Source organism: Paenarthrobacter sp. CAP02, from assembly GCF_040137855.1.
Lineage (GTDB): Bacteria > Actinomycetota > Actinomycetes > Actinomycetales > Micrococcaceae > Arthrobacter.
Window position 1 is genome coordinate 192,986 of the sequence record NZ_JBEEII010000010.1, and the last position, 15,760, is coordinate 208,745.

A 15,760-nucleotide genomic window follows, 5' to 3' on the forward strand; every position below is an offset into this window, starting at 1 on the left:
CCAGGTGTCGTTCGGAGATTCACTGGCAAACCGCGTCCGCAGTGTCGGGCGCGGTTTCGCCGTCACCACAGCAATCGGCGCAACTGCAGGCGCGGCTGCCGCGGCTTACGGCTGGTGGGAGAAGGACCAATTCGAGGTTCGCCACGAGACCCTTCCCATCCTCCCCGAGGGCTTCGGCCCGATCCGGGTCCTGCACGTGAGCGACATCCACTTTGTCCCCGGCCAAGAGAAAAAGGCCGAATGGCTGACGTCCCTCGCCGAACTCAAGCCGGACCTTGTGGTGAACACGGGCGACAACTTGAGCCACGCCAAAGCGATCGATCCCCTGGTCCAGGCACTGAGGCCCTTGTTGGAGTTCCCTGGGGTCTTCGTCCCGGGATCCAACGACTACTACGCGCCGAGGATCAAGAACCCTGCCGGCTACTTCCGCGGTCCTTCCAAGCCGAAAACTGAGCCAAAAAAGCTGGATTGGCCCAAGCTCAGGTCCGCGTTTGGCATGAGTGGCTGGATCGACCTCACCAACCGTGCACAGTCTGTTGTGTTGAATGGCCTGCGTTTCGATTTTTCCGGGGTCGATGATCCCCATTTGAAGCGCGAACGCTACGCGGGCTGGCCGCGCGGCACGGTCAACCAGGACGCCCGCCCGCACCTGAAGGTCGCCGTCGTCCATGCACCGTACCAGCGCGTGCTCGACCACTTCACCCAGGCCCAAGCAGACCTCATCATCGCCGGCCACACCCACGGCGGACAGATCTGCATCCCCGGCTACGGCGCTTTGGTCTCCAATTGCGACCTGCCAACCTGGCGCGCCAAGGGCCTTCACGACTGGGAAAGCAACGGATTCACGACGCCGGTGAACGTCTCGGGCGGCATCGGCACCTCGCGCTTCTCACCGGTCCGCATTGCGTGCCGCCCGGAAGCTGTCCTGCTGACCCTCACGTCGCGCAGCTAAACAACGGCCCACCATTACGATCCTCAATAACTGGGTCAAACATTTCACCGGACCTTGGCACTTCTGTGAAACGAATCACGGCATGGCATAGGGTAGTTGCTACGGGAAACTACCTCCGCACCATCTGAAGATCCAGCTGTTGAGAAGCGGGCATGTCCAAGCAAACGTCATTTTTCACCTCCGTCGGCCGACTGTATCCCCATGTGCGGCCTATCATCCCCCGACTACTTATGGGCCTCATCTGCGCCCTGCTCGCGAGCATTGTCGCCTTGACCATCCCGCAAGTGCTGCGGGTACTCGTCAACAACTCCCTGCAACCCGGCGGTTCCGCGGACGCGGTCTGGATTGCCGCCGTCGTGATCCTTGGCTTGGGTATTGCCGAAGCCGGGCTGGTGGCGCTGCGCCGCCAGTTCGTCATCAACCCGGCCACCACCGTTGAGACCAGGATGCGCGTGACCCTTTACGGGCACCTCCAGGAGCTCACTGTCGCATTCCACGATCGCTGGGGTTCAGGCCAGCTCCTTTCGCGGGCCATGACGGATCTCAGCTTCCTTCGCCGCTGGATGGCGTTCGGTGCGATCATGCTGGTGGTCACGACGTTGACCGTGATCATTGGCGTCGGCGTCATGTTCTCAATGAGCTGGCAGCTCGCCCTGATCTTCCTCGCCGCTGCTGTGCCGATCATGATCAATTCCTTCCGCTTCCGACGCCGCTTCAGCCTGGTGGCGCGCCTCAGCCAGGACCAGGCAGGCGACCTCGCCACCACCGTCGAAGAATCCGTGCACGGCATCCGCGTGCTGAAGGCGTTCGGCCGCAGCCGGGAAGCGCTGGAGAACTTCAACGGCCAAGCCGAGGAACTGCGCCAGACCGAGATCGCAAAGGCCAAGCAACAAGCGGGGTTCACCCTGGTGGTTACGTTGCTGCCGGAGCTTGCGCTGGGAGTTGGACTGGTGGTCGGCGTCATGCTGGCGGCCAGCGGGCAGCTGAGCATTGGCTCGCTGGTGGCGTTCTTCGCAACCGCCGCCGTGGTGGCAACGCCAGTGGAATTCTCCGGGATGCTGCTGGCCATGGCATTGACCGCCAAGACTGCGCTGGATCGCCATTTCGAGGTCATGGATACCGAAAACACCATCACCTCGCCGGACAAAGCCGTGGTGCCGGAAGCCGTCAAGGGCGCCTTGCGCTTTGAGCATGCGGGTTTCGGGTTCGACGACGGCGGCAGCCTGCTGCACGATGTCACCCTTGATATCCGCCCGGGTGAGACCATGGCCCTGGTGGGGATCACAGGCAGCGGAAAGAGTGCACTGCTCCAGCTGGTCCCGCGCTTGTACGACGTGACCGAGGGCGCCGTGACCATCGACGGCGTGGACGTACGGGATTACGACATTGACGAGCTTCGACGGATCGTGGCCGTTGCTTTCGAGGACACCACGTTGTTTTCCAGCTCCGTGCGGGACAACGTGCTGCTTGGCGCTCCGGATCCCAGTGAAGCAGCGCTGGATGAAGCCTTGGACGTTGCCCAGGCACAGTTCGCGTACTCGTTGCCGGACGGTGTGGACACGCTGATCGGCGAGGAAGGGCTCAGCCTGTCAGGCGGCCAGCGCCAGCGCATCGCCTTGGCCCGGGCCATCGCCGCAAAACCCAAAGTGTTGGTCCTGGATGACCCCCTTTCCGCGCTCGACGTGAATACCGAGGAACGCGTGGAAGCCCGCTTGCGCGAGGTCCTCCGCGACACTACGACGTTGATCGTCGCGCACCGGCCTTCCACCGTGGCCCTGGCTGACCGGGTCGCGTTGCTCGAAAACGGAACCATTACCGCCGTCGGGACCCATACGGAACTGCTGGCCGAAAACGACCACTACCGTTACGTCATCGCCAGCCTGGATGCCGGTCCCAAGGACCTGGACACCGAACTGGACGAGCTCGAAGAAGCTGAGGAGGCCCGCCGGTGAGTGCCACGACCTTTGGAACCGCCAACGAGGACAACACGCACCTCACCAAAGCGGACAGCAAAGCCGTACGACGCCGGTCGCTCGCCTTGCTTGCCTCGCTGATCCGCCCGGTACGGTTGCGTTTCTGGATGACGATCGTGATGGTGGTGGTCTCGCAACTCACCCGCGTGGCCGGCCCTGCGCTGATCGCTTTCGGGATCGACCATGCGCTGCCGGCATTGCAGTCCGGCGACAACGGACCGTTGGTTCTGGCCGGTTCGCTGTATTTGGCAGCGGCGATTGCGACGGCTGGAATGACGGCACTGTATGTCACGTCCACGGCCAGGCTGAGCCAGGCGATGCTCCTCGATCTTCGGCTTCGAGTGTTCCGGCATACCCAGCGTTTGAGCTTGGAATTCCACGAGAAATACACCTCAGGCCGCATCATCGCCCGGCAGACCTCCGACCTGGAGGCGCTGCGGGAACTGTTGGATTCCGGTGTCAGCTCTCTCGCCTCCGGCATGCTGTTCATGGTCTTCACAGCCGTCACCGTCTTTGCGTTGGACTGGCGCAGTGGCCTGATCATGCTTGCAGCCGGCGTCCCCATGTTCTTCCTGGCCCGCTGGTACCAGAAGCACTCACAGATAGCTTTCCGCGAATCACGAGTGGTTTCAGCACGGCTGATCGTGCATTTCGTGGAAACGATGACCGGCATCCGTGCCGTAAAAGCCTTCCGCAAGGAGCGCGAGAATGCCGCCCAGTACGGGCAATTGGCTGAGGATTACCGCAAGAACACCGTCCGGTCCATCAACCTCAATGGCATTTTCCAGCCCGGCCTGGTGTTGATCGGCAACGTCTGCGTCGCCGTCGTCCTGCTCTTCGGGGGCTTCAGGGTGCTGAGCGGTGACCTTGCAGTCGGCGTCCTGCTGGCCCTGATCCTGTCCACCAAGCGCTTCTTCCAGCCGGTGGACCAGATGGCCATGTTCTACAACTCGTTCCAGAGTGCCCAGGCGGCGCTGGAGAAGGTGTCCGGCCTGTTGGAGGAAGTTCCAACCGTCCGGCCGCCGAAGAACCCGGTGCCGTTGAAGAGCCCCCGCGGTGAGATCTCCTTCGACGCGGTGGAGTTCGGCTACAACGACGGCAGCATTGTTGTCCCGCGCCTGGACCTGCACATCCCCGCCGGACAGACTGTGGCGTTGGTGGGCCAGACCGGTGCCGGAAAGTCCACCTTAGCCAAGCTCGTGGCACGTTTCTACGACGTTACATCGGGAGCGATCACCCTGGATGGTGTCGATCTTCGGGACCTCGCCACCACCGATCTCCGCCGCGCCGTAGTGATGGTCACCCAGGAGGCTTTCCTGTTCAGTGGATCGGTGGCCGACAATATCGCTTTGGGTCGGCCCGAAGCATCCCGTGCTGAAATCGAAGCCGCGGCCGCAGCGGTGGGGGCTCACGAATTCATCATGAGCCTCCCCGACGGCTACGACACCGACGTCAACAAGCGTGGCGGACGCGTGTCCTCAGGGCAACGCCAACTCATCGGCTTTGCCCGTGCCTTCCTGGCTGCACCCGCCGTGCTGATACTGGATGAGGCAACGTCGTCCCTGGATATCCCTTCAGAACGCATGGTCCAGCAGGGGCTCGCTAACTTGCTCGAAGGCGTAGTGGGTGGGCAGTCGGCGCGGACTGCCATCATCATCGCCCACCGGTTGTCCACGGTAGAGACCGCTGACAGGGTACTGGTGGTGCACGACGGCCGCATTGTAGAAGACGGAACCCCCGCAGAACTGATCAGCGGCGGGGGCCGGTTCGCCCAACTGCACGGGGCGTGGCGGGACTCGCTGGTGTAGCTTGCGTTGCGTTGCAGCCGTGACGAGGGACACCCGGGCCTCGATTTCGCATCACGGGGCTATTCAGCTATCCTTGAACAGTTGCTTTCGCAGCGGATCGGGATGTAGCGCAGCTTGGTAGCGCGCTTCGTTCGGGACGAAGAGGTCGCAGGTTCAAATCCTGTCATCCCGACCAAACACGAAAATGGCGTCGAGAAATCGGCGCCATTTTTGTTTGCCCAAATGATGGCAAAAAGAAACCCCCGGGGCCTCGCTCGTCACGCCCCGGGGGTTTCTTCACTACACTGGATTTACATAGGATCTGGCCAGTTGCCAATGGACATCGGCGTGTACGTGGTGTCCGCTGACTTGGTTGGCGCCGCCACGCGCATGGGATCAGGCCAGTTGCCGATTGCGCTGACCGTGCTGGAGTCTCCTGCCGAAGCGGCGGAGACGACTGCGGGAGCCGCGACTGCCAGCGACAGCGCGCCTGCCAAAGCCGCTGAAGCGATGATTTTCTTGAACATGGTATTTCCCCAATGCGAGTCGGATTCGTTACGGAAATTGCGTGGTCCCTGTTGACATACATTGTAAAATGTTTTCCACAGAGACTGTCAAGGTTTTGGTCAAAAGACACCTGTAGGAGGGGACCCGTGGGAAACGGATTCGGCGAGAAGCTACGTGCCGAACGGCTCGAACGTGGGTTAACGCAGGCAGAGCTGGGCAAAAACCTGTATTCGCCCAGCTACATTTCGCTCCTGGAGACCGGACGGCGGGAACCCACCGCCGAGGTCATCGAAGAGCTGGCACGGCGGTTGGAGCTCGCCCCCAAGGCCTTGGAAGCGTGGAGCCAACCTGTTTCCGTCAGCGACGCCGAGTACGTCCTCGCCGGCCTCTACGCCAGGCAAGCCTGGGACCTTCGCGATTACCAACTCGCAGCCAGCCACGCCGCAACCGCAGCGCAGATCGCCCTTGAAGCCAAGAACAACAGTGCTTGGTGGAACATGACGTACATGCAGGCCGAGTGCGTGATGAAACAAGGCCAGCTGAAGGAATGCCAGCAAATTGTTGAGCACCTCCTGGAACATCCCATGGCCACCGAATCCGCAGGCCTCGGAGTACGGGCCTGGCAGATGCTTGCCGCTGTGTGCCACGGACAAGGTCAGCTGGCCACCGCCGTCGAACATGCCAAGCAAGCGGTCAAGCTGTGTGAGCAGCTGCCCAAGGGCTCAACTCTCATCATTGGCGCGCACCGCGCGCTGATCGGTGCCCTCGCAGAGAGCGGCAAGCTGGACGAGGCATGGACGTACTGCCTGGCCATGATTGAGCACATGGACGAGCACTCCATGTCGCAGCTTGCCGGCGAGGTCGCGTGGGTTGTGGGCAACGTGGCGTTCATGCGCCACGACTATGTGGAAGGCATCAAGCACCACGAGCGTGCAGCCAAGCTCCTCTCCCCCGCCAACGACATCGAGCTGTGGGCCCGGTTCAATAAGGCTTCGGCCGCGGTGCGGTTGTCCTCCGGGATTGTGGAGCCGGAAACACTGTCCGCCATTGAGCGTGCGGAGCTGGCCCTGTCGATCGTGGGCGGCAACAAGACAGACCAGCTCGAAGTGGCTTTCATCAGGGCCCGCTGGCTCTACCTGACCGGCGACATCCTCGCTGCGGTGGAGAAACTGCGCGAAATTTATGCCGACCGCAAAGTCCTGGCCCGGCACACTGCAGGCGAGGTCTCGCTGCTGCTCGGCAAGTCCTTGAAAGCCGCAGGCGAAACCACCGAGGCGCTGCATTACCTGGAGGAGGCCCAGCACGACTTCAGTGCGGCCGGAGCCTCTGACCGGGTTCAGCAAGCCATGGACGCGGTGCTGGAGATCCGGCTGGCCGAGCGTCGCGCCGCCGCAACGCACCCGGAGCCCTCGCAGGCCTGATTAACCCAAACAGGTCGCAGTAAAGCGCGTTTTGAGCGGTCAAAACGCGCTTTACTGCGACTCAGTTGGGCCGGGTTTACGCGAAGGTGCGGCCCGTGAGCTTTTCGTAGGCCTCTACGTAGCGGGCGCGGGTGCGCTCGACAACATCTGCGGGAAGAGCCGGCGGCGGGGTGTCCGAGGACTTGTCCCAGCCGGATTCGGCGGAGGTCAGCCAGTCACGGACGTACTGCTTGTCATACGACGGCTGGGACTGGCCCGGCGCGTACGTTGCTGCGTCCCAGAAACGGGACGAATCCGGGGTGAGGACTTCGTCGCCCAGGGTGATGATGCCAGTGGCTGCGTCGATCCCGAACTCCACCTTGGTATCGGCAAGGATGATGCCGCGTTCGCGTGCGATCTCCTCGGCACGGGTGTAGATCTTCAACGTGAGCTCGCTCAGGCGGGCTGCGATGTCGTCACCCACCATGGCCACGACGTCGTCGTAGGTGATGTTTTCGTCGTGCTCGCCAACCTCGGCCTTTGCGGAGGGAGTGAAGAGCGCCTTCTCCAAACGCGAACCGTCAACCAGTCCGTCGGGCAGCGGGATCTCGCAGACCGTCCCGGATTCCTTGTATTCGGCAAGGCCGGAGCCGGTGAGGTAGCCACGCGCGATGCACTCCACCGGGAACATGTCCAGCTTCTTGCAGATCATGGCACGGCCCTCAACCTCGGCCGGGACACCACCCTCAACTGTGGAAGCGAGGACGTGGTGCTCAACGTCCAGCTGGTCGAACCACCACAGGCTCAGCTGGGTCAGGACCCGGCCCTTGTCCGGAATTTCGCTGCTCAGGACGTGGTCGTAAGCGCTGATGCGGTCACTGGCGACCACCAGCACGCATTCCTGGCCTACTTTTTCGGTGATGGACTCATCGGCCGGGACATAAAGGTCACGAACCTTGCCGGAGTAGACGTGCGTCCAGCCGGGAAGCTGTAGGGTTTCGGTTTCCAAGCCGCCCGTGGGAAGGGAATCAGTCATGGGTCAGGCCTTCACTTTCGGGATGGTTCCGGTGCCCGCGTAGGGGACCCGGATTTCGCCGCGGGCGGCTTTGCCTGCGATGTCCGTGCGGAACTGCGAGCCTTCAAGCTGAACCAGCTCCACGCCGTCGTACGCTTTTTCGCGGGCTTCCACCAGATCGGAACCGAGCGCAACAACGGCCAGGACACGTCCGCCGGCGGAAACCACCTTGCCCTCATCATCCAGCCTGGTGCCGGCGTGGACCACGTGGACGCCGTCCAACTCGTCAACCTTCTTCAGGCCACGGATCCGGTCGCCCGTGCGGGGCGCGTCCGGATAGTTTTCGGCAGCAACGACGACGGCGACTGCCGTGTCCTTGGACCAGCGCAGCTCTTCGGCGGTGTCCAGTTCGCCCTTGGCAGCTGCCAGCAGCAGCGCACCGAGCGGGGTCTTAAGGCGGGCCAGGACTGCCTGGGTTTCGGGGTCGCCGAAACGGACGTTGAATTCGATGACGCGGGTGCCACGGGAGGTCAGGGCGAGGCCGCAGTACAACACGCCGATGAAGGGCGTGCCGCGGCGGGCCATCTCGTCCACGGTGGGCTGTGCCACGCGGTCGATGACTTCCTGGACCAGACCCTCGGGCGCCCACTCAAGCGGGGTGTATGCACCCATGCCGCCGGTGTTGGGGCCTTCGTCGTTGTCGAAGATGCGCTTGAAGTCCTGCGCCGGGGACAACGGAACAGTGGTGCGGCCGTCGCACAGGACGAACAGGGAAACTTCGGGGCCGTCAAGGAATTCCTCGATGACCACGGTTCCACCGGCGTCGAAGCACGCCTGGGCGTGTGCCAGTGCTTCGTCGCGGTCGTTGGTGACAACCACTCCCTTGCCGGCAGCCAGACCGTCGTCCTTGACCACATGCGGCGCACCGAAAGTGTCCAGGGCGTCAGCGGCTTCCTCCGCGTTGGTGGCAACGCGGGCCATGGCCGTGGGAACGTTGGCCTCGGCCATGATCTGCTTGGCGAAAGCCTTGGAGGCCTCCAGCTGGGCCGCTTCCTTGCTGGGACCGAACACCGGAATCCCGGCCTCACGGACAGCGTCGGAAACACCGGCAGCCAGCGGCGCCTCGGGTCCAACGACTACCAGGTCCACGCCCAGCTTGGTGGCGAGGGCAGACACGGCTTCCGGGTTGTTCCCGTCGATCGCGTGGGTGGGAACGAGTTTGCTGATGCCTGCGTTGCCCGGGGCCGCGTGGACCTCCGAAACGTTGGGGTCTTCAAGCAGAGAGCGGACAATGGCGTGTTCGCGGCCGCCTGGGCCAATGACGAGTACCTTCACGGCTTCAAGGGTACTTTGTGAAGGGCGAGCATCCTAAGCTGTGTCACGCACCGGACCCCGAGAGAACCCCAGTAACCACGGCGCCCCATAGACTTACTGCATGCCAATGAGTTCGCACGAAACCTTCAACGTAGACTCCGCAGTGGAACTGGCAGTGATCGAACGAAGCGGCTTCATCGAGTCCCGGCATGTTGGTGCGGCCGTGGTCCTGGCCGGTGATGGTTCCGTAGTGACCCGGCTGGGTGACATCGATGCCCCCGTTTTCGCCCGCTCCACCCTCAAACCTTTCCAGGCCTTGGCTTCCATGCAGTCCGGCGTCCCGCTGCGTGGCGCGCAGGTGGCAGTGGCGTGCGGTAGCCACACCGGCTCCCTGGAACACATGGATGTGGTGGAAGGGATGCTCAAGGCCGCCGGCGTCCGCGAGGAAAACCTGCACTGCCCCACGGCGTGGCCGCAGGATGAGACGGCACGCAACTGGCTGGTACGGTCCGAGCGGGGCCAATCCAAGCTCGCTTTCAATTGCTCCGGCAAGCACGCAGCCTTCCTGTGGGCTTGCACCGAGAACGGCTGGGACCTCCGCAGCTACCTCGAACCGAACCACCCGCTGCAGCAGCGCGTTCGTTCCGTCATAGAGGAATACAGCGAAGAGACGATCTCCCATCTGGGCATCGATGGGTGCGGCGCGCCGGTAGCAGCGTTGTCGCTCACCGGTCTTGCGCGCGCCTACTCCAAGCTGGCCAAGTCGCCCGGCGACTCCTCTTCCAACGCCCGCGCGGCCACCATCGCCACGTCCATGCTGGATTACCCCTGGGCCGTCCAGGGCAAGGGCGAGTCCAACACGGTGGTCATGGAGGAACTGGAGGTCCTGGCGAAGATCGGCGCCGAGGGCGTCCTTGTCCTGGCAACGCCCACCGGCGCCACCGTGGCGGTCAAGGTTCTGGACGGCAATCTCCGAGCCACCACCTTGGTCGGATTGACGCTGCTGGCCGTCAGCGGTGCAGTGGACATCCCCGCGGTTTCCAACGTCCTGGAACGCGTAGTGGAGCCGGTGCTCGGCGGCGGACGTGCGGTAGGCAGGATCCGCCTGGGCCATGCCGTCTCCGCACTGCTCGACTAAACCCGCACAGGATAAGGAAATACCCATGGCTGTTGCACGACGCCGAGTCAACATCGAAGAAGGCCGCGCCGCCCTGGCAACCTGGCAAACCGCCGTCGAACGTTCCGAAACCGCCGGTGGGACAACCACCGACGCCGGGACGCCGCCGTCGCGCACGTTGATTGCGACGGCGGTCCGATACTCGCTGGAGGAAGTCACCGCCCGCGCGCCCGGCAATTCGGTTGAGGTCCGGGTGCCGCCGTTCGGCGTGACCCAGTGCGTTGAAGGGCCCCGCCACACGCGAGGCACTCCCCCGAACGTCATTGAGTGCGACGCCGACACCTGGCTTTCGCTGGTGACGGGCCGGATCTCGTGGGCGGATGCGGTGTCGTCACACAAAGTGACAGCCTCCGGCTTGCGCGCCGATCTTTCCGGGTTGCTGCCCCTTTAAACGGAGGATGCCCTCCGGAGCTTTCCGGAGGGCATCACCTATTACGTCAGTCGGGGCAGATCGGGTCCTGTGATTTGCCCGGCTTGCTCATCTCGAATTGCGGGATCTCATCGGAGGTGGGGCCGCCGCGGAATTTCGGAGACGGGTTCTGGCCGCTGCTGATGCGTTCCAGTTCCTGTTGCTCAAAGACATCTTCCTTGCCGAGCATGATGGCGGTGTCCTCATTGGTGATCTCACCGTTGAACGCGCGGACCATGACGCTGCGGTCGAACTGGCCCTCCCATTTGGCGACGACGAACGTTGCCACACAGTTGCCGAGGAGGTTCACGACGACGCGCATGGAGTCCATGAGGCGGTCCGCTCCAAGGAGAAGAGCGACACCGGCCACCGGGAAGATGCCCAAGGCCGCAGCGGTTGCCGAGAGTGCCAGGAAGGACGAGCCCGGTACGCCTGCCATTCCCTTGGAGGTAAGGAGCAGCACGCCAAGGGCAGCCAACTGCTGGCCGAGGTCCAGGTTGTGTCCGAAGGCCTGGGCCAGGAACAGCAGCGAGATCGAAAGGTAGATCGCGGCGCCGTCGAGGTTGAATGAGTAGCCCGTTGGGACCACCAGGCCGGTGGTTGCCCGTGAGCAGCCGGCGTTGGTCAGCTTGGTCATGATGCGCGGCATGACGGCTTCAGTGGATGCCGTGCCAAGCGCCAGCAGGAATTCTTCGCGGGTGTACTTGAGGAACTGCCACAGCGGAACCCGGGCGAAGCCCCACGCCACCAGGAACAGCAAACCGATGAAGATGATCGCCGCTCCGTAGCAGGATGCGATCAACAGTGCGTACGTTCCCAAGGTCCCCACGCCGTACTGGCCGATGATGAAGGCCATGGCACCGAAGGCACCGATCGGGGCCACCCTCATGATCCAGGACATGATCTTGAAGATCAGCTCCAGGACCGTCTCCATGAGGCTGATGACCGGCAGGCACCGTTCCCGGCCGATGACGACGATTGCAGCGCCGAAGAAGACGGAGAAGAACAGCACCTGGAGCAGGCTGTTGCTGGCGAAGGCACCGATCACGCTCGAAGGAATGACGTCCAGGATGAAGGCGGCCGCGTCCTTGGGGACTGCGTGGCCGGTCTTCGCGTCGAGCGCCTCCTGGGAAAGCGTTGAGGGATCAATGTTCAGCCCGGCACCCGGCTGGACGATGTTTCCTACGATAAGCCCGAAAACGAGGGCGAAAAGCGTGGCACCGGTGAAGTACAGGAGCGCCTTGACCCCAACCCTTCCGACCGCCTTGACGTCGCCCACTGCCGAGATTCCCGTGACGATCACGAGGAAAATCAGCGGGGCAATGATCATTTTGATGAGTTGAATGAATCCATCACCCAGTGGCCGGAGGGCGGACCCGATATTCGGCCAAAAATGACCGATGAGCACACCTGCGACGACGGCGATCAGAATTTGAAAAAAGAGCGACTGATACAGCCGCTTTTTCTTCTGCGGGGCCGAACTCGCCTTCAGCGCCGCGGAGTCTGGGATCTTCATTGATCTGAACCAATCAGTTTGGGAACAGCCCCTCGTTTTGGGGGGATGTTTTCAATGTAAGCCGGGTCACATCATTCCGCAAGGGGAAAATGAGTTTCCATATTATGGAAGTCACAATCGGTTGGAAGGCCGCGGACGGGCGTCCCTAACTCGCTAGCCGCGGCCCACGAACGGCATGCCGGCAGCCGTGACCACCAGGGATCCAACACTGGCCGACGCCGGCATGTTGGCCATCATCAGCACTGCACGGGCTGCGTCGTCCACCGGGAACATCGGTTCCACTTTGCGGGTTCCATCGGCCTGCAGGGCACCGGAGCCCACGCCGATGGTGTCCATGATCTCGGTCCGGGTATTGCCGATGTCGATCTGCCCGCACGTGATGCCAAAAGCCCTCCCATCGAGCTCAATGCTCTTGGTCAGGCCGGTCATCGCGTGCTTCGTGACCGTGTACGCCACGGACCGCGGCCTGGGCGAATGGGCCGAGATGGACCCGTTGTTGATGATCCGCCCGCCCTGCGGTTCTTGGGCTTTCATGGTGCGTACCGCTTCAGCCGCGCACAGCATGGAACCGGTGACATTGACCCTCAGGGTCGCTTCCCATTCGTCCACGTCGATTTCGCCGACGTCGCCGGCAGGGCCAAAAATGCCTGCGTTATTGAACAGCACATCAACCCGGCCCCAGCGCTGGCGAACCGCCGCGAAAAGGCGGGCGACGTCGTCGGGCACTGTCACGTCGCACGGAACCGCCAGCGCTTCCGTGTGGCCGCCCGCGGTTTCGATCAACTGGGCCTCACGACGGCCGGCCAGCGCTACCCGGTAGCCCTCGGCGAGCATGAGACGGGCGACCGCCCGCCCAATACCGGAACCGGCCCCGGTGACGACGGCGACCCTTGAGTCTGCGGGCAGGCTGGAGTCAGTCATGTGGTTGCCTTTCGGGAAATACTGTGGGCAGCGTCAGCGTGCGGCTTCTTGCTGGGCTGCTGAATGCTGGGCTGCGGTTATCGGCCAGCCTATGACAGTCTTGGGGCGCGGCGTGGCGTAGGTTCGCACCTTGGACGTGGACAGGCCAAGGCGGACCAGTGACTCGGCGATGGTGACGGCCGAGGCTACGCCATCCACCACGGGAACGCCGGTCCGCTGTCGGATCTGCTCATCCAGCCCCGCCATCCCGCCGCAGCCAAGGACGATGACCTCGGCCTTGTCATTCCGGACGGCCTCTTCGGCCTGGCCAACGATCGCTTCAACGGCCCGTTCGGGGTACTCCTCGAGTTCCAGCACCGCCATGCCACTGGCCCGGACAGAGGCGCAGCGGGCGTCCAGGCCGGCCAGCTTGAGGCGGTCCTCGATCAGCGGCACCGCGCGATCAAGGGTGGTGACCACCGAATATTTGTGGCCGAGGAACATCGCCGTACTGGCAGCGGCTTCGGTGATGTCGACGACCGGCACGTCCAGGAGTTCCTGCAGGCCTTCGCGGCCGTGTTCGCCATAGCCGGCCTGGATGACGGCGTCGAAGGGCTCGGGATAGTTGACCACGGCATCCATGACGGCGATCGCTGCAAGGTAGCTTTCGAAGTTTCCTTCGCAGGAATCGGCGCCGAAACGGGGTGTGATGCCGATGATTTCGGTGCCCGGAGCAGCCGCTGCCCGCGCCTGGGCAGCGATGGAGTCTGTCATGGATTGGGTGGTGTTGACGTTTGCGACAAGGATGCGCATGGAAATCCTCTCAACGGCGACGCCCACCCCCGGGCAACTGGAGCGAAGTCCGGCTGTCGGCGAGGGTGGGCTTGGCCTGTGGGGCTGGGTTTACTAGTGGGTGCTGGCGACGGCGATCGGCTCACCGGACACGTAATCGTGAAGTTGCTTCTTGTCAGCAACGGCGAAGAACGTCAGGGCGCCGACGCCTGCTCCGATGAACCATGCGAACGGTGCCGCTGGTGCAAGTGCCGGGATGAATGCGATGGCAACGGCGATGGCAGCGGCCGGAATCAGGGCGATGATGGCCCTGGGATTCACGCCGCGCTTGTAGAAGTAGGCTCCCTTGGGATCGTCCGTGTACAGCTCGGGGACGTTGACCTTGCCCCGGCGGACCAGCCAGTAGTCGGCCATGATGACTCCGAACAGCGGGCCGAGCAAGGCGCCAAGTCCGCCCAGGAAGTAGACGATCACGATCGGGTTGTTGTAAAGGTTCCAGGGCAGGATGACCAGGCCGATGGTGCCGCTGACCCAGGCTGCCTTACGGAAGTTCAGGTGCCGCGGGAAAAGGTTCGTCAGCGCATACACCGGCGCCACGAAGTTGGCCATCAGGTTCACGGCCACGGTCAGGATGAGCAAGGCCAGGCAGGCCAACACCAGCAGAAGCGTGTTGGGGATGCTCTGGACAATGTCCGACGGGCTTTCGATGACCGTGCCGTTGATCTTGTACTGCCCGCCGGCCATGACCACCACAATGGCGCCGAAGACCAGCATGTTGATGGGGATGCCCCAGAAGTTGCCCTTGACGATCGACTTCCTGGTGGTGGAAGAACGGGTGAAGTCGCAGAAGTTCAGCACGAAGGTTCCGTAAATGGATACCCACAGCGCTCCGCCTGCGAAGATGGTCAACCACATTTCGCCGCCTTCGAGGCCCTTGATTCCGGACCATTGGATGGCTCCGCCGGCTTCGACGAAGACCCACACGGCGATCGCGGCCATGGTGACCAGAATGACGGGACCAGCGAACGCCTCGTACTTACGGATCATTTCCATGCCGAAGCTCACGATGACCAGCTGGACGATCCACAGGGCGACGAAGGAGAACCAACCCAAGGTAGAAAGCCCCAGGATGGAGTTGCTGTCCAGGTCCTTCAGGCCCGGCGCCATGGCAACGAGCATGACGCGCAGGACCACGGATGCCAGGTAGGTCTGAATTCCGAACCACGCCACGGCAACGGCGCCGCGGATCAGGCTGGCAATCTGTGCACCCCGGATGCCGAAGCTGATGCGGCTCATGACAGGGAAGGGGACGCCGGTCTTCTGGCCCATGAACCCCGAGAAGTTCAGTAGGGCAAAAAGGAGGACGGCCCCAATTCCCAGTGCCACCAGGATCTGCCATCCGCCCAATCCGAGCGAGAAAAGACCAATGGCGAAAGCATAGTTACCCAGGCTGTGGACGTCGTTGGCCCAGAGGGTGAAGATGCTGTAACTGGTCCACTTGCGGCCCTTGGCCTTGGTGGGGGCGAGATCGATGTTGTAAAGACTGGGGCTGATGGTACGGCCTGATGCTTCGGACGCAATTGCACACAATTCTGTATTGCCAACTACACGATGGTTGGGGCCACCCTGCGGTTCGTCCGGAGTCTCAGTGACGCCGACTGATGAAGTCGTCTGCATCGTGGATCTCCACTTCGTACTGCTTCCGCATTACGGAAACAAGTTATTGAATAGTGAAAACACTTTATGACGCAGGTCACTCGCGGTCAAGATGCTTCGGATGTAGGCAGGGTCACATTTGGTTGCCTGGCGGCTTGATTACCAGTTGACTGTTGCGGACAGGTGATCCGTGTTGACGCTGCCGATCGGTAGACGTAATCTCGAATTGCAGAATTTTATTCTCACAATACGAAATTCCTTGAGCGCCCCCACAGAGCAAGCGCCCATACATTCAATGAAGAGAGGCTGGACGTGTCTGTAGGAGAAGAGACCTCACACATCCTCAGCGGGTTGACTGCCCA

At 62.6% G+C, this 15,760-nt stretch carries 13 protein-coding genes and 1 tRNA gene; 7 read left to right on the plus strand and 7 right to left on the minus strand.

From position 1 onward, the window contains the following. Positions 1-4 precede the first annotated feature (4 nt). The 4 genes from ABHM97_RS17525 (at position 5) to ABHM97_RS17540 (ending at position 4,908) form a co-directional block, all read left to right on the plus strand. Positions 5-952, plus strand: a complete 948-nt coding sequence (locus tag ABHM97_RS17525) for a metallophosphoesterase (RefSeq protein WP_349471679.1) — start codon at positions 5-7, stop codon at positions 950-952. Between the two features lie 152 nt (positions 953-1,104). Then, positions 1,105-2,904, plus strand: a complete 1,800-nt coding sequence (locus ABHM97_RS17530) for an ABC transporter ATP-binding protein (protein ID WP_349471680.1) — start codon at positions 1,105-1,107, stop codon at positions 2,902-2,904. Beyond that, positions 2,901-4,733 (plus strand): ABC transporter ATP-binding protein, encoded by a 1,833-nt coding sequence (locus ABHM97_RS17535; RefSeq protein WP_349471681.1) that lies wholly within the window; start codon positions 2,901-2,903, stop codon positions 4,731-4,733. Before ABHM97_RS17530 ends, ABHM97_RS17535 begins: the two co-directional genes overlap by 4 nt. A gap of 98 nt (positions 4,734-4,831) precedes the next feature. Continuing rightward, positions 4,832-4,908 (plus strand) — tRNA-Pro (locus ABHM97_RS17540). 115 nt (positions 4,909-5,023) lie between these two features. Here the strand turns inward: ABHM97_RS17540 and ABHM97_RS17545 are convergent. After that, a complete protein-coding gene (locus ABHM97_RS17545; RefSeq protein ID WP_211710492.1) occupies positions 5,024-5,239 on the minus strand; it encodes a hypothetical protein in 216 nt (71 codons plus the stop codon). Positions 5,240-5,365: 126 nt separating this feature from the next. Here ABHM97_RS17545 and ABHM97_RS17550 point away from each other — a divergent pair, with 126 nt between their 5' ends. Next, positions 5,366-6,640 (plus strand): helix-turn-helix domain-containing protein, encoded by a 1,275-nt coding sequence (locus ABHM97_RS17550; protein WP_349471682.1) that lies wholly within the window; start codon positions 5,366-5,368, stop codon positions 6,638-6,640. Positions 6,641-6,716: 76 nt separating this feature from the next. Here the strand turns inward: ABHM97_RS17550 and ABHM97_RS17555 are convergent, their stop codons facing one another. Further along, the gene (locus ABHM97_RS17555; protein WP_349471683.1) at positions 6,717-7,655 is read right to left on the minus strand and encodes a phosphoribosylaminoimidazolesuccinocarboxamide synthase; all 939 of its coding nucleotides are present in this window, start codon (positions 7,653-7,655) and stop codon (positions 6,717-6,719) included. Positions 7,656-7,658: 3 nt separating this feature from the next. Continuing rightward, on the minus strand, positions 7,659-8,969 hold the full coding sequence (purD, locus tag ABHM97_RS17560; protein ID WP_349471684.1) for a phosphoribosylamine--glycine ligase: 1,311 nt from the start codon (positions 8,967-8,969) through the stop codon (positions 7,659-7,661). A 100-nt stretch (positions 8,970-9,069) separates the two neighbouring features. Here purD and ABHM97_RS17565 point away from each other — a divergent pair, with 100 nt between their 5' ends. After that, the gene (locus ABHM97_RS17565; protein ID WP_235517436.1) at positions 9,070-10,086 is read left to right on the plus strand and encodes an asparaginase; all 1,017 of its coding nucleotides are present in this window, start codon (positions 9,070-9,072) and stop codon (positions 10,084-10,086) included. Positions 10,087-10,111: 25 nt separating this feature from the next. Further along, positions 10,112-10,516: a sterol carrier family protein gene (locus ABHM97_RS17570; RefSeq protein ID WP_349471685.1), complete on the plus strand. Its 405-nt coding sequence runs from the start codon at positions 10,112-10,114 to the stop codon at positions 10,514-10,516. A 46-nt stretch (positions 10,517-10,562) separates the two neighbouring features. Here ABHM97_RS17570 and ABHM97_RS17575 read toward each other — a convergent pair whose 3' ends face one another. The 4 genes from ABHM97_RS17575 to ABHM97_RS17590 all read right to left on the minus strand — a co-directional run bounded on the left by ABHM97_RS17575 (position 10,563) and on the right by ABHM97_RS17590 (position 15,419). After that, positions 10,563-12,050 carry a cation:dicarboxylate symporter family transporter gene (locus tag ABHM97_RS17575; RefSeq protein ID WP_257370953.1) on the minus strand — a complete coding sequence of 496 codons (1,488 nt, stop codon included), beginning with the start codon at positions 12,048-12,050 and terminating at the stop codon, positions 10,563-10,565. A gap of 153 nt (positions 12,051-12,203) precedes the next feature. Next, positions 12,204-12,971 carry an SDR family oxidoreductase gene (locus ABHM97_RS17580; protein WP_349471686.1) on the minus strand — a complete coding sequence of 256 codons (768 nt, stop codon included), beginning with the start codon at positions 12,969-12,971 and terminating at the stop codon, positions 12,204-12,206. Between the two features lie 33 nt (positions 12,972-13,004). Beyond that, entirely contained in the window at positions 13,005-13,763 is a 759-nt protein-coding gene (locus ABHM97_RS17585; RefSeq protein WP_284986241.1) for an aspartate/glutamate racemase family protein, read from the minus strand. A 93-nt stretch (positions 13,764-13,856) separates the two neighbouring features. Continuing rightward, complete coding sequence (locus tag ABHM97_RS17590) at positions 13,857-15,419, minus strand: NCS1 family nucleobase:cation symporter-1 (protein WP_349471687.1); 1,563 nt, start codon at positions 15,417-15,419, stop codon at positions 13,857-13,859. Positions 15,420-15,760 lie beyond the last annotated feature (341 nt).